General features: G+C 74.2%; 10 protein-coding genes. 1 reads left to right on the top strand and 9 read right to left on the bottom strand.

Annotation, left to right across the window (positions count from 1 at the left end):
* Positions 1 to 2 precede the first annotated feature (2 nt).
* From AS857_RS06420 to AS857_RS06380, 9 genes are all read right to left on the bottom strand, one after another.
* Positions 3 to 2,054 carry an APC family permease gene (locus tag AS857_RS06420; RefSeq protein WP_058042182.1) on the bottom strand — a complete coding sequence of 684 codons (2,052 nt, stop codon included), beginning with the start codon at positions 2,052 to 2,054 and terminating at the stop codon, positions 3 to 5.
* A 200-nt stretch (positions 2,055 to 2,254) separates the two neighbouring features.
* Positions 2,255 to 3,358 carry a cytochrome P450 family protein gene (locus AS857_RS06415; protein WP_245699631.1) on the bottom strand — a complete coding sequence of 368 codons (1,104 nt, stop codon included), beginning with the start codon at positions 3,356 to 3,358 and terminating at the stop codon, positions 2,255 to 2,257.
* Positions 3,355 to 4,884, bottom strand: coding sequence for a cytochrome P450 (locus tag AS857_RS06410; RefSeq protein ID WP_245699630.1), 1,530 nt, complete (start codon positions 4,882 to 4,884; stop codon positions 3,355 to 3,357). Before AS857_RS06410 ends, AS857_RS06415 begins: the two co-directional genes overlap by 4 nt.
* A gap of 437 nt (positions 4,885 to 5,321) precedes the next feature.
* A complete protein-coding gene (locus AS857_RS06405; RefSeq protein ID WP_058042180.1) occupies positions 5,322 to 5,939 on the bottom strand; it encodes a GTP-binding protein in 618 nt (205 codons plus the stop codon).
* A complete protein-coding gene (locus AS857_RS06400) occupies positions 5,917 to 6,279 on the bottom strand; it encodes a DUF742 domain-containing protein (RefSeq protein WP_058042179.1) in 363 nt (120 codons plus the stop codon). Before AS857_RS06400 ends, AS857_RS06405 begins: the two co-directional genes overlap by 23 nt.
* Complete coding sequence (locus AS857_RS06395) at positions 6,276 to 6,704, bottom strand: roadblock/LC7 domain-containing protein (protein ID WP_420823940.1); 429 nt, start codon at positions 6,702 to 6,704, stop codon at positions 6,276 to 6,278. The genes AS857_RS06400 and AS857_RS06395 overlap by 4 nt, the downstream gene beginning before the upstream one ends.
* Before the next feature lie 29 nt (positions 6,705 to 6,733).
* On the bottom strand, positions 6,734 to 8,749 hold the full coding sequence (locus AS857_RS42305) for an ATP-binding protein (protein WP_420823917.1): 2,016 nt from the start codon (positions 8,747 to 8,749) through the stop codon (positions 6,734 to 6,736).
* A gap of 219 nt (positions 8,750 to 8,968) precedes the next feature.
* Entirely contained in the window at positions 8,969 to 10,468 is a 1,500-nt protein-coding gene (locus AS857_RS06385) for a nitrosuccinate lyase (RefSeq protein WP_058042177.1), read from the bottom strand.
* On the bottom strand, positions 10,465 to 12,501 hold the full coding sequence (locus AS857_RS06380) for an FAD/NAD(P)-binding protein (RefSeq protein WP_058042176.1): 2,037 nt from the start codon (positions 12,499 to 12,501) through the stop codon (positions 10,465 to 10,467). Before AS857_RS06380 ends, AS857_RS06385 begins: the two co-directional genes overlap by 4 nt.
* Positions 12,502 to 12,804: 303 nt before the next feature.
* Here AS857_RS06380 and AS857_RS06375 point away from each other — a divergent pair, with 303 nt between their 5' ends.
* Positions 12,805 to 13,785 (top strand): NADPH:quinone reductase, encoded by a 981-nt coding sequence (locus tag AS857_RS06375; protein WP_058042175.1) that lies wholly within the window; start codon positions 12,805 to 12,807, stop codon positions 13,783 to 13,785.
* The last annotated feature ends 70 nt before the right edge of the window (positions 13,786 to 13,855 follow it).

The raw sequence follows: 13,855 nt of genomic DNA, 5'->3' as shown, positions 1-13,855 counted from the left end.
CGCTACTTCTTCGTCGACGCCTTTTCCTTCTTCTGCTCCCCCACCGGGCCTCTCCGCACCGAACCCGGCGCGTTCCACTCGGCGCGCTTGCGGGCCCGCAGCTTGGCCGCCTCGGAGGAGTCGAGCTGCCAGGGCACCGAGGTGACCATCACGCCCGGCGTGAAGAGCAGGCGGCCCTTCAGGCGCAGGGCGCTCTGGTTGTGCAGCAGGTGCTCGTACCAGTGGCCGACCACGTACTCCGGGATGTAGACGCTGACGACGTCGCGCGGGCTCTCCTTGCGGAGGCTCTTGACGTAGTCGATGACGGGGCGCGTGATCTCGCGGTAGGGCGAGTCGAGGATCTTCAGCGGGACGTCGATGCTGCGGCGCTGCCACTCCTCGCGCAGCGCCTTGGTCTCGGCCGGGTCGACGCTGATGCTGAGCGCTTCGAGGGTGTCGGAGCGCATGAGCTTGGCGTAGGCCAGGGCCCGCAGCGTCGGCTTGTGGATCTTGGAGACCAGAACGATCGAGTGGACGCGCGAGGGGCGCACGGTGTCGTCGCCCGGACCCTCGTCGGCCGCGATCTCCTCGGACACCCGGTCGTAGTGCTTCCGGATCGCCGTCATCGTGGCGTAGAAGATCACCATGCCGAGCAGGGCGACCCACGCGCCGTGGGTGAACTTCGTCAGCAGGACGACGACGAGGACCAGGCCGGTGAGGAAGGCGCCGAACATGTTGATCGCGCGGGAGCGGATCATGCGGCGGCGCTTGGCCGGGTCGGTCTCCGTGCGCAGGTGGCGGTTCCAGTGCCGGACCATGCCGGTCTGGCTCAGGGTGAAGGAGACGAAGACGCCGACGATGTAGAGCTGGATCAGCTTGGTCGAGTCCGCGCCGTAGATGTACACCAGGACGGCCGCGGCGCCCGCCAGGAGCACGATGCCGTTCGAGAACGCCAGGCGGTCGCCGCGCGTGTGCAGCTGGCGCGGCAGGTAGCGGTCCTGGGCGAGGATCGAGCCGAGCAGCGGGAAGCCGTTGTACGCGGTGTTGGCCGCGAGGAACAGCACGAGCGCCGTGGACGCCGCGAGGATGATGAAGAGGAACGATCCGCTTCCGAAGACGGCCTCGGCGACCTGCGAGATCACCGGGTTCTGGGTGTAGTCCTCGCCGACCGGCGTGCCGTTCTCGAGCAGGTCGGTGGCCGGGTTCTCGGCCATGCGGACGTTCGTCGCCATGGCCAGGCCGATGATGCCGCAGAACATGGTGACGGCCAGGGCGCCCATCAGGGCGAGCGTCGTGGCGGCGTTCTTCGACTTCGGCTTGCGGAAGGCGGGGACGCCGTTGCTGATGGCCTCGACGCCGGTCAGGGCCGCACAGCCCGAGGAGAAGGCGCGCAGCAGCAGGAAGACGAGGGCGATGCCCGCGAGGCCCTGGTGCTCGGCGTGGATGGTGAAGTCGGCGGTGGGGGCCTTCATGGTCTCGTCCATGAAGAGGCCGCGGGCCGCACCCCAGACGATCATGATGAACACGCCGCCCACGAAGACGTACGTGGGGATCGCGAAGAGCTTGCCCGACTCCTTGACGCCGCGCAGGTTCATCAGGGTGAGCAGCACGATCACGCCGACGGCGCAGGCCGTCTTGTGCTCGATGACGAACGGGACGGCGGAGCCGAGGTTCTCGATGCCCGAGGAGATGGAGACCGCGACGGTCAGGACGTAGTCGACGAGCAGGGCGCTCGCGACGGTCAGGCCGGCCTTGGGGCCGAGGTTGACGTTGGCGACCTCGTAGTCGCCGCCGCCGCTGGGGTAGGCGTGGACGTTCTGGCGGTACGAGGCGACCACCGTGAACATCAGCACGACCACGGCGAGAGCGATCCATGGGCTGAAGTGGTAGGCCGACACGCCTGCCGCGGAGAGCACGAGGAGCACTTCGCCCGGCGCGTACGCCACGGAGGAGAGCGGGTCGGAGGCGAAGACGGGCAGGGCGATGCGCTTCGGGAGAAGAGTTTCTCCCAGCTTGCTGCTGTGCAGCGCCCGGCCGATGAGGATCCGTTTCGGCAGGTCGGTCAGTTTGGACACAACAGAGGATCGTAAGCGCTCCCCCGGACGGCCGCCCACCCGCCACCCGCCGGAACGGAAATGTGGCGCACGCCGCACCACCCGTTCCGTGGTGCGGCGAAGACGCTGAGTTGTCGTGCTGAACGCTGAGTCGCCGTGCCGCACGCTCAGTCGTCGTGCGGCACGGCGGGGCCGGCCGTGCCGGGGGGCGGGCGGGCGGATCAGCCGTGCAGCAGGGCCGGCAGCGCCCGGTGGCCGTTGGAGATGAAGGACTCCACGGGCCGCAGGTCGCCCGGCTCGACGGCCAGCCGCATCCGCGGGAAGCGGTCGAAGAGCGCGGGCAGGGCGATCGCGGCCTCCAGGCGCGCGAGGGGGGCGCCGAGGCAGAAGTGCACGCCGTGGCCGAAGGCGAGGTGGTCCTTGACGGTGCGGGTGACGTCGAAGCGGTCCGGTTCCGCGCCGTGCAGCTCCGGGTCGCGGCCGGCCGCGGCGTAGGCGGCGAGGATCGCGTCGCCCTGCTTCAGCACCGTGCCGTCGGGCAGCGCGATGTCCTCGGTGGCGTAGCGCAGCGGGAGGCTCGCCACGGGGGCCCGGTTGCGCAGGGTCTCCTCGATCACGTCGTCCCAGCCGGCCGTGCCCGCGCGGACGAGGGCCAGCTGGTCGGGGTGGGTGAGCAGCGCGTGGATGGCGTTGTCGAGGAGGTTGACGGTCGTCTCGTGGCCGGCGCTGATCACCAGCAGCAGCGTGTCGAGGAGCTCCTGCTCGCTGAGGCGCGAGCCGTCCTCCTCGCGGGCGGAGATCAGCACGCTCGTCATGTCGTCGCCGGGGGCGGCCCGCTTGGCGGCGACGAGGGCGCCGAGGAGCTCGTACGTCCGCGCGTACGTGGCCGTGACCTCGTCCGGGTCGGCGGAGGTGTGGAAGATGCTGTCGACGCAGTCCCGCAGGCCGTCGCGGAGGTCCGGGTCGGTGACGCCGAAGAGCTCGCAGATGACCTGGATGGGGATCGGGTAGGCGTACGTCTCGCGCAGGTCGACGGGCTCGCCCGGAGCCTTGGCGGCCAGGGCGTCGAGGAGGTCCGCCGTCATCGCCTCGATGCGGGGGCGCAGGGCGGCGGTGCGGCGGGCGGTGAAGGCCTTGGCGACGAGGGTGCGCAGCCGCTTGTGGTCCGTGCCGTAGGCGGTGAACATGTTCCGCACGGCGACCCACGTGAACAGGGGCCACTCGGGGGAGATGTCACCGTTGATCCAGGCCGGCCAGTGCTGATGCGGGTCCTTCGAGACGCGCGGGTCCGTCAGGAGCTCCTTCAGCAGCGGCTGGGTGGTCACTGCCCACGCCACCACTCCCCCAGGAAGCTCCACGGGCGTCGCGGCGCCGCGGGCGCGGATGCGGGCGGCCTCGCCGTGGATGTCGCTGCCGGTGGCGTCGATCCGGAAGGGGGCGGACTGAACCGGGACGGTACTGGGCTTGGGTTCCATCGGCTGTCTCCAGGGAGGTCGGCCTGCTGCGGGGAATGAGCGGACTGATCGGAGCGGGGGTGCTCGTACGGCGGCACGGGACCGGGACCGGGGCCGGGGCCCGGATTGGCCCCGGTGCCGGGGCCGGAGCCGGGGACGTGCGTGGCTCCGGGCACGGGGCCGCGTACGGCGGACGCCGAGAGGTCGTGGACGGGCGCCGGCCGCGAGCCGGACGGCGGCGCCGGGGGGAAGCGCACGGGCAGGGCCGTCAGCGCGCGGTGGAAGGGGCCCGGGCGCCAGACGAGGCGGTCGGCGGGGATCGCGAGCTCCAGGTCGGGCAGGCGGTCGAGGAGCTTCTCGACGGCGACGGCGGCGATCAGGCGGGCCGCGTCCTTGGCCGGGCAGTGGTGGGGGCCCGCGCTCCAGGCGAGGTGGGCGCGGTTGCCGGTGCGCCGGCCGGAGAGCAGCGCCGGGTCGGTGTTGGCCGCGGCGAAGCTGACGACCACGGGCTCGCCGGCGGCCAGCGGCACGCCGCCGAAGTCGACGTCCTGGACGGGGTAGTGGACGCCGTAGTTGGCCATGGGCGGGTCGAGCCACAGCACCTCGTCCAGGGCGTCCTCGACGGGCATGCTGCCGCCGGCGAGGTCGCCGGCGAAGCGGTCGTCGGAGAGCAGCAGCCGCAGGGCGTTGGCGATGAGGTTCTGCTGGGGCTCGGTGCCGGCGCCGATGAGGACGACGTGCTGGTGGATCAGCTCCTCGTCGCTCAGGCGGGCGTGGTGCGCCATCAGCCAGGACGTCATGTCCGCGCCCGGCTGCTCGTGCTTGAGGGCGATGAGCTCGACGAGGCTGCTGGTGATGAGGGCGTCGGCGCGCTCGGCGTCGACGCCGTCGAAGATGCCCGAGAAGCCCTCGACGAGGCGGTCGCCGAGCTCGGGCGGGCAGCCGAAGAGCTGCTGGAAGACCAGCAGCGGCAGCACCTTGGCGTAGGCGCCGAGGAGGTCGGCCTCGCCCAGGCCGGCGAAGCGGTCGATGAGCGTGTCGGCGCTGCGCTCGACGTAGCCGCGCAGGGCGTTCGGGTCGATGCGCGCCAGGGAGTCGGTGACGGCCTGGCGCAGCCGCGTGTGGGCTTCGCCGTCGGAGAACAGGCAGTTCGGCCGGTAGGCCATCATCGGCACGACCGGGTTGTCCGGCGCGACCCGGCCGTCGGCGAGGGCGCGCCAGCGGCGGGCGTCCTTGCCGAAGATCTCGGGGGTGCGGAGCACTTCGAGGGCGGCCCGGTAGTCGGTGACGAGGGTCGCGTGCGCGCCGGGCGCCAGCTCCACGGGGGCGGCCGGGCCCTGGGTACGCAGGCGCGCGTAGACGGCGTGCGGGTCGGCGGCGAAGTCGGGGCCGTACATGGGGGTGGGCGCGGGGGTGCCTATGGGGCATGTGGGGGGTGTGGGGCTTGCGGGGCTGGCAGGGCGTGTCTGGCTTACGGGGCCGGCGGGGCCCGCGGGCCCTCCGGAGGTGCCGGGGCCGGCGGGGTGTGCCTGGCTTGCGGGCCCCTCGGGGGGCCAGAACGCGGGCGGGGGGGCCTGGTGGGCAGGGTTCGGCTGCAGGTTGCCCTGGTGTGCGGTGCCCGGGTACGCGGGAGCCGAGTGCTCAGGAGCATGGTGCGCGGGGCCCTGCGGCATGAAGCCCTGGTGCGCAGGGTCCCGCTGCACGGCCCCCTGGTGCCCGGCGCCATGCGGCATGGGGCCCGGATGCGCAGGGCCCTGATGGGCGGGGCAGCCCGGTGGGGGGATCGGGGCGGGGGTGGGCTCCCCTGCCGTCCCCCAGGCGTCGGGACGGTGGTTCACGCGTGCTCCCGTACTGCGGTGCGCCGCTGCAGGTACTCGACGAGGGAGATGAGTGCGCGGGTGGAGGAGACCCGGTCGCGGGCGTCGCACGTGACCAGCGGCGTCTCGGGCAGCAGGTCGAGCGCCTCGCGGATCTCCTCCTCCGGGTACACCGGCGCGCCGTCGAAGTGGTTGACGGCCACCGCGTAGGGCAGGCCGAGCTCCTCCAGGAGGCCCATGACGTCGAAGGACTGCTCCAGGCGGCGCGTGTCCGCGAGGACGAGCGCGCCGAGCGCGCCGTGGGTCATGTCCTGCCACAGGCGCGTGAAGCGCTGCTGGCCGGGCGCGCCGAAGAGGTAGAGCACGAGGCTGTCGCTGAGGGTGAGGCGGCCGAAGTCCATGGCGACCGTGGTGGTGGTCTTGCCCTCGATGCCGGCGAGGTCGTCGACGCTCGCACCGGCCTGGGTCATGGTCTCTTCGGTGCGCAGCGGCCGGATCTCCGACAGCGAGCCGACGAAAGTGGTCTTGCCGACCGCGAAGTGGCCGACGACGAGGAGTTTCGCGGCGGTGCTCACGGTGCGGCGCAGATAGAGGTCTCCGTCGGGAGCTGGCTCAGAGGCGAGCGCGGAGTCCATCCAGCACCTCCTGCAGGATCTGGGCCTCGGGAAGTTGTGCCGAGGGGATGGGGGCCCGGGTGATGAGGTGGCCGCTGTCGACGAGGTCGCCGAGCAGCACCTTGGTGACGCTGACGGGCAGCATGAGGTGCCCGGCGATCTCGGCGACCGACAGGGGGCCGCCGAGGCAGAGTTCCATGAGCCGGCGCTTTTCGGGGCTGAGCCCGGTGAGCGGCCGGTCGTACTGGGCCAGGACCAGGGTGACCAGGTCGAAGGTGTTGCGGGTCGGGTGGGCGCGGCCGTCGGTGACGACGTACGGGCGCACTAACCCTCGCTCGTGCCTCGGCGTGGGCGGGGTCATGCCGGGGCGCCCGAGCCCTGCCAGTTGCCCCCGATGCCCGGGTTGCCCGCGTTGCCCGCGCGGGGCGGGCTGGTCAGCTCCTTGCCGAGCCGGTCGACGAGCTTCTGCATGCGGTACGTGACCGCTTCCATGTCGACGTGCTCGGTGGCGGAGACGGCGAGGTAGGCGCCGGGCCCCGCGGCGATGAGGAAGACGTAGCCGTGGGCGAACTCGACGAGCGTCTGCCGCCACGGGTTGTCCTGCTGCGCCTGGTGGGCGCAGAACTCGGAGGTCGAGCGGCTGATCGACTGCAGGCCCGAGAGGGCCGCGGCCTGGCGCTCGGCCTCGTCGCGCTCGATGCCCTGGGAGCGGGCGCGCAGCATGCCGTCCGAGGACAGGAGGATGGCGTGCCGGGCTTCGGGCATCTTGACGACCTCGTCCAGCATCCAGCCGAGCTCGTTGTTGAGGTGGTCGTTCACGCGTGGGGGTTCCCTTCGTCGTCTACGGGGGCGGGGGCCTGGGCAAAGGGGTGGGCGGCGTCCGGTTCCGGGGTCCCGTGCAGCGGGCCTACGGGGGTGCCTGCGGCGGGGGTGCGGCCCGCGCGGGTGCCGCGCGCGAAGGCACCCATGCGGCGGGCGGTCTCCTCGGCGGTGCGCTCGGGGGCGGCGGGCCCGCTGCCGGGGGCGCCCGGTGCGGGCGACTCGGCGGACAGGGGCGCGGGGCGGCCCCGGCGGGCGTCGGGGGACGGCTGCCGCCGGCGGCGCTTGGGGAGGCCTCCGGCGGTGGAACCGAAGGTGCCGTGTACGGGAGCCTCTCCGGGGAGGGAGCCACCATCGGAGGCGGAGCCGCCGCCGGGGAGGAAGCCGCCGCCTCCGGAGACCGGGCCGCCGTCGGCGCCCGGGCGGGCACCGGCCACGGGACCGCCGTCGGAGATGGGGCCACCGCCGAGGGGGCCGTCGGGCACGCCGCGGCTGCCGCCGGGCATGCCGGGGAAGCCGGCCTGCGCCTCGGGGCTACGGACGGAGGTCTCCGGGAAACCGGTCGGCGCCTCGGGGCTACGGGTGGAGCTCTCCGGGAAACCGGCCTGTGCCTCGCGGTTACGGGTGGAAGCCTCCGGGAAGCCGGCCGATGCCTCGCGGTGGCGAGCAGTAGCTTCCGGGAAACCAGCCCGTGCCTCGCGGTTACGAGCGGAGGTCTCCGGGAAGCCGCCGGGGGCCTCGGGCCCGCGGGCGGAGGTCTCCGGGAAGCCGCCCAGCCTCTCGGACCCGCGGCCGGAGGCCTCCGGGAAGCCACCCGGCCCCTCGGGCCCACGGGCGGAGCTCTCCGGGAATGCGGCGGCCGAGGCCTCCGGGAAGTCGGGGAAGTCCGGGACGGGCGTCCGGCCCGGGGCCCGGGTCGCGGCGGTGCGGTCCGCCACGTGCGAGCCCGCGCCCACGCCAGCGCCAGCGCCCGCGCCCGGGGGACGCAGCGGCGTCGTGCCGGGCCCGTCGATGTCGAGCTGGGTGAGCAGGGTGCTGGGGAGGAACAGCACGGCCCGGACGCCGCCGTAGGGCGAGCGGGTGTCGACGGAGACGCTGAACCCGTAGCGCGCGGCGAGCACGCCGATGACGGGGAAGCCGAACTGCGGCGGGTCGCCGAGGCGGGAGACGTCGACGGCGGCGCGGCCGGACAGCAGGGCGCCGGCCCGCTGGGTCTCCTGGCCGTCCATGCCGACACCGGCGTCGTCGATGACGACGCAGGCGCCGTTGTGCACGGGCTGCAGGCCGACCTCGACGGTGGTGTTGGGCTGGGAGTGGCGGGCGGCGTTGTCGAGGAGCTCGGCGACGGCGAGGACGACGGGCTCCACGGCGCGGCTGACGACGGCGAGGTCGGCCTGGCTGTGGACCTGGACGCGCCGGTAGTCGCGGATGCGGGACGTGGCGCCGCGGACGACGTCGGTGAGCGGGGAGGCGGCGCGCTGCCGGCCCGGCCAGGAGCCGCACAGGACGGCGATGGCCTGGGCGCGGCGGCCGAACTGGGAGTTGGCGTGGTCGATCTGCAGCAGGTCGCGCAGCACGTCGGGGTTGTCGTGCCGGTCCTGCATGTCGGAGATGGCCAGCTGCTGCTCGTGGGCGAGGCCCTGGAGGGCGCGCATGGAGGCCTTGAGGGCGGCCTTCGCGGACTGGTCGGCGCGGGCCTGCGCCTTGTCGACGGCCTGGGTGAAGGTGTCCATCACCGACTGCAGGCCGTGCGCGAAGACGGTGCCCGTGAGCTGTTCGTCGAGCAGGCCGGGCAGCGGCACGGGCTGCTGCATGGAGGCCGTGACGGCGGGGAGCCGGACGTTGACGAGGTGCCCGAGTTCGCTGTCGCGCGCCCGCTGCCCCTCCTCCAGCGTGGCGGCGCGCAGCCGCAGGGCCGCGGCGATCCCCCGCTGGCGCACCAGCAGGACCGCGACGGCGATCAGTGCGGCGGCCAGGCACCAGGTCACTACGTCCGGTATGTGATGTGACATCAATTCCTCGTGGACGCAGGGGGCATGCGGACGGCTGGACGGGGCCGTTGTCCCTGACGTCCCGTCCAGAAGCGGAATACGCCGATCATCCTAACCACGGCGTTGCCCGCTTGGCCGATCTTCGCCCGTGAATGACCGAACACGCATCCGCCTTCCGCGGGCCTCGGGTGAGGGTACGGAAGGCGGAGGAAAAACGCAGGTGATTCGCGTGAGGTGTTGTCAGGGCCACAATGCCCGGTCCACCAGCAGGCCTGCGGCGCCGGTGTAGTCGGCGGGGTCGCACAGGGCCGCCAGTTCGGCCGCGGTGAAGTGACCGTCCAGTAACGGCTTCTCGGCGAGAACCGCCTGCAGTTCCCGGCCACCGGCCGCCGCTTCGGCCGACGCCTCCGTCAGCAGCCGCCTGGCCTCGGCCCTGCCGATGCGCGGCGCGAGGACGGCCGCGAGCCGCTCCGAGACGATCTGTGCGCCCGTCAGACCGAGGTTGGCTCGCATGCGTTCCGCCCGCACGTCCAGGCCGCCGGCCAGCTCGGCGGCGGTACGGGCGGCTCCGCCGGTGAGGCGGAGGCACTCGCGCAGCAGCTGCCACTCCGCGTGCCAGGCGCCGGCCGACCGCTCGTCCTCGGCCGCCAGGCACTGCGTCAGGGCGCCGGCCAGCGCGGGGACCTGCAGCGCCGCGCTGCGGATCAGGGTGGCGAGCACGGGGTTGCGCTTGTGCGGCATGGCCGAGGAACCGCCGCGCCCCGCCGGGCCGCCGCCCGGCTCGGCGACCTCGCCGACCTCCGTGCGCGCCAGTGACTGGACATCGGCCGCGATCTTGCCGAGGGCGCCCGCGGTGAAGGCGAGGGCCCCGGCCAGGTCGGCGACCGGGGTGCGCAGCGCGTGCCACGGCAGGGCGGGGCGGGCCAGGCCCGTCTCGGCGGCGAACGCGTCCACGAGCCGCTCGGCGTAGGTGCCGTCGCCGGTGCCCGCGGCTCCGTCGAGCCGGGCGTGCTCCAGGTAGCCGGCGAGCGTGCCCGCCGCGCCGCCCAGCGAGACCGGCAGGCTCTCGTGCACGCGGCCGAGCCGTGCCTCCGCGTCGAGGACGAGCTGCCGCCAGCCGGCCGCCTTCAGCCCGAAGGTGGTGGGCACGGCGTGCAGGGTGAGCGTGCGGCCCGCCATGACGGTGTCCCGGTGCCGGGCCGCGAGGACGGCCAGCGCCTCGGCGGTACGGGTCAGGTCGGCGCGGACGGTGCGCAGGGTGCGGTCCGCGACCAGCATGGCGCCGGTGTCCAGAATGTCCTGGCTGGTGGAACCGCGGTGCACGTAGGCCGCGGCCTCGGGGGTGTCCTCGGCGACGAGACGAGTGAGCGCCTGGACGAGGCCGACGACGGGGTTGGCCGTCTCACGGGCCGCCAGCGCCAGGGCCCGCACGTCGAGCCGCCCGGCCCGCGCGCACCGGGTGACGGCCTCCGCGGCCGGGACGGGCACGGCCCCGAGCCGGGCCTGCGCCCGCGCGAGAGCGGCCTCGGCATCGAGCATGGCCTGCAGCCAGGCGGTATCGGCGGTGGCCTCCTCGGCGGGGGTACCGACCCGGACGGGCGAGAGGAGGCCGGCGTCCACGACCACGGGCTCGGGCGGTACCGAACGGGACCGGGTGGGTGCGGCACCGCTGGGCTCGGCGGGCCGTGGTGGCGGGTTCGTGGGGGTGGACGGTCCGGCGTCGTCGGGATTCGCGGTCATACGATCACCCCTTCCGGGGTCGTGTCCGGGGTCGGGGGGCGGAGGGACGGGGGGACGTGGGCCACTGGGGGGAGGGACAGGGCCGCGCGGGCTATGGCGTCCGCGTCGCCCAGTGTCACCGAGTCGACGCCGGGCCGGATGCCCGCCGCCGTCACCCAGTGCACGGACTCCGTGGGCACCCCGTAGGCGAAGCGGCGCGGGTGGGGCCGGCCGCGGCCGTCGAGGACGTGGTACGGGCGCTCGGTGACGGCCAGTCCGCCGGTCTCGTAGCCCGCGCCGGTGGCCGTGGGGATGCGGTAGGTGGTGACCTGATCGGTGTTCAGGAGGTGGCGCAGGAGGGGGTCGGCGGTGCGGCGCAGGTCCGGTTCGGGCAGCCGGGCCTCGATGAGCACGCGGGAGCGGACGGGCGGGCCGGGCACGGCCGGGCAGTCGGCGGCGAAGGAAGGGCCCTCGGGGCCGGCGACCTCCAGGCGGACGACGGTGCCCGGGCCCGTGACGACCAGGACGCCGGCCTCGATGAGGGCGCCCATCTCCTCGATGCGGGAGGCGGGCGGGCCGATGGAGAGGAAGGCGTTGAGGGGGGTGTACCAGCCTTCGAGGTCGTCCCGGTGGGAGTCGCCCTCGAGGCCGCCGTGGTCGACGGCGAGCCGGATCTCGTTGCGCAGGTCGCGCAGGACGTCCAGCGCCGCCTTCAGAGGCCCGCTGACGTTGCCCTCGCGGGCGGCCCGCACGTCCGCGCGCAGGTAGTCCAGGAGCCAGGCGTGGAAGTCGGCGCGGCCGGTGAACGCGCGGTCGCCGTACGGTCTGGCGAGGCGCTGCCAGTCCCAGCGGTCGGCGGGGGCGATGCGGAAGGCGTCGAGGAGCTCGGCGCGCTCGTCGTCCTTCTCCAGCGCCAGGTAGCGCTCCGTGAACTCCTCCCGCTCGCCCGCCCGGCCGAGCCGCTCCAGCAGCGTGCCGTAGTAGACGCTCTCCACCTCGCCCGCGATCAGCGGCCACAGGTCGGTGCCGAAGCGCACGGGGCCCCCGCGCCCGGCGCGCTCGCGCAGGCCGGCGATGTAGCCGGCGGTGAGCAGCCGGGGCCGGTGGCGGCCGTGGGCGCCCTTCTCGTTCTCGCCGCGCGCGTGGTACGGGACGCCGCGCCGGGAGAACGCGTACAGCCGCGGCTCCGCGCCGGACGGGCGGTAGACGACCCGGCCGCCCTCGCGGACGAACGTGCCGCCGCGCCCGGCGGTGAACAGGGCCATGTAGTCGAAGAAGTTCAGGCCCAGGCCGCGCAGCAGGACGGGCTGTCCGGGCGCGATGTGCCCGAGGTCGAGGTCGGCGGGGTTGACGGGCGTGACGTAGTCGAGGTGGTGGATACGGGCCAGCGACGCCGTACGGGCCTCCCGGGCGGACAGCTGGGCGGGCACGTGGCCGAGCGCCATGACGACCGCGTCGAGCCGGTTCAGGCGGGTCCCGTCCTCCAGGCGGATGCCCTGGGGCCCGCCGGTGATGCCTTCGACGTCGGCCATGGCGACCGCGCGCGAGCGGTGGACCTCGACGGTCACGTGCGCGGGGGCGCGGGCGGCGATCCGGCGGAAGCTGTCGTGGAGGTATCGGCCGTAGAAGGCGCGGGTGGGGTAGGCGTCCGGCCCCAGGGCGCGGGCCTCGGCAAGGGTGGCGGCGTCGTACAGGCCGCTGTTCTCGCTGTTCTCGCTGTCCCCGTCGGCCCTGCCTACCCCGTTGGCCCCGCCGTCGGCGATGTCGCGCGCCCACTCGTACAGGCTGGGTCCCGGCTCGACCGGGCCCTCGATCCGGGCGCTGTCGTCCGTGTACACGGTGATCTGCGAGGCCACGGTGTTCATCAGCAGGTGGGGGGACTGGTCGGTGCGCCACACGGTGCCCGCGCCGGGCGCGGAGGGGTCGACGACGTGCACGGTCACCGCGGAATGCGAGGGCGCGGCGCGCTCGTTGGCGCACAGCCGCTCCAGCACGGACAGCCCCCGTGGGCCGGCACCGACGATGCCGACCTCGATACGACTGCTGCTGCTCATGCGTATGCTCCTCCGTTCTGAGGGGACTCCCGGGGCGGGGATGCACGGCGGTGCGGCGGTGCGGCGGTGCGGCGGTGCGCGAACGGTTGCCGTACGAGCGGTTGCCGTACGAACGGTTGCGGTGCGGCGGATTCCGCACGGTTTTCCTCTGGTCTCATCTGGCCGTCGGCGGACGACGGGGGTCAACGTGCGGGCACGGGGTCCGTCAGGTCCCCGCCGCCGGGGCGACGTGAGATGACATACCGTCAGCGGCCCTCCTCCGGCCCCCTCTCCCGCATGCCACCCCGTGCGACAGTGGACGGCATGCGCGCCGCCTACATCGATCGGTTCGGCCCGCCGGAGGAGATCGTGGTCGGCGAGCTCCCCGCCCCGCGGCCCGGGCCGGGCCCCACCGACGTCCTGGTCGACGTCGCCGCCACGACCGTCAACCCCGTCGACACCCTCGTCCGCTCGGGGCGCTTCCGGACGGCGCTGCCCTTCCCCTTCGTGATCGGCCGGGACCTGGTGGGGACGGTCGCCGAGGCCGGACCGGGCGCGCCCGGGTTCGCGCCCGGCGACCCGGTGTGGTGCAACAGCCTGGGGCACTGCGGCCGGCAGGGGGCCGCAGCCGAGCAGGCCGTCGTCCCCGCCGACCGGCTCTACCCGCTGCCGGCCGGGGCGCGGCCCGAGGACGTCGTCGCGGTCGCCCACCCCGCCGTCACGGCCCACCTCGCGCTGTTCACCCACGGCGGGCTGCGGGCCGGCGGGACCGTGTTCGTCGGCGGGGCCGCCGGGAACGTGGGCGGCGCGCTGGTGGCACTGGCCGCGTGGGCGGGCGCCCGGGTCGTGGCCACGGCCGCGGCGCAGGACGCGGAGTACGTGCGCTCGCTCGGCGCCGACGAGGTCCTCGACTACGCCGACCGCAGGCTCGCCGGGCGTCTCGCGGCGGCCGCGCCCCGCGGCGTCGACGTGCACGTCGCCACCCACGGCGGGCACGACCTGGACGCCGCCGTACCGCTGCTCGCGCCGCGCGGCCGGATCGTGCTGCTGGCAGGCGTCGCCGCCCGGCCCGTCCTGCCCGTGGGGCCGCTGTACCAGAAGGGCGGGGCAGTGGTGGGGTTCGCGATCTCCCACGCGTCCACCGCCGAACTCGCCGAGGCGGCGGGAGTCGTGGGGCGGCTGGCCGCCACGGGACGGCTCCGGGCACGAGCCGTCGAACGGCTGCCACTCGCGGCCGCCGCCGAGGCGCACCGCCGCATGGAGAACGGCGAACTCCGTGGTCGGCGGCTGCTCTTGACGATCTGAGAGCCGGCCCGCCACGAAGACCGTACGGAGGCGTCCGGGACCTGACTCATCCGTCGGGCCGCCATTGCCC

Origin of the sequence: Streptomyces roseifaciens (assembly GCF_001445655.1) — a bacterium.
Classification (GTDB): domain Bacteria; phylum Actinomycetota; class Actinomycetes; order Streptomycetales; family Streptomycetaceae; genus Streptomyces; species Streptomyces aureoversilis.
Note: the sequence above shows the minus strand (reverse complement) of the source record. Positions and strands in the feature narration are given on the sequence as shown.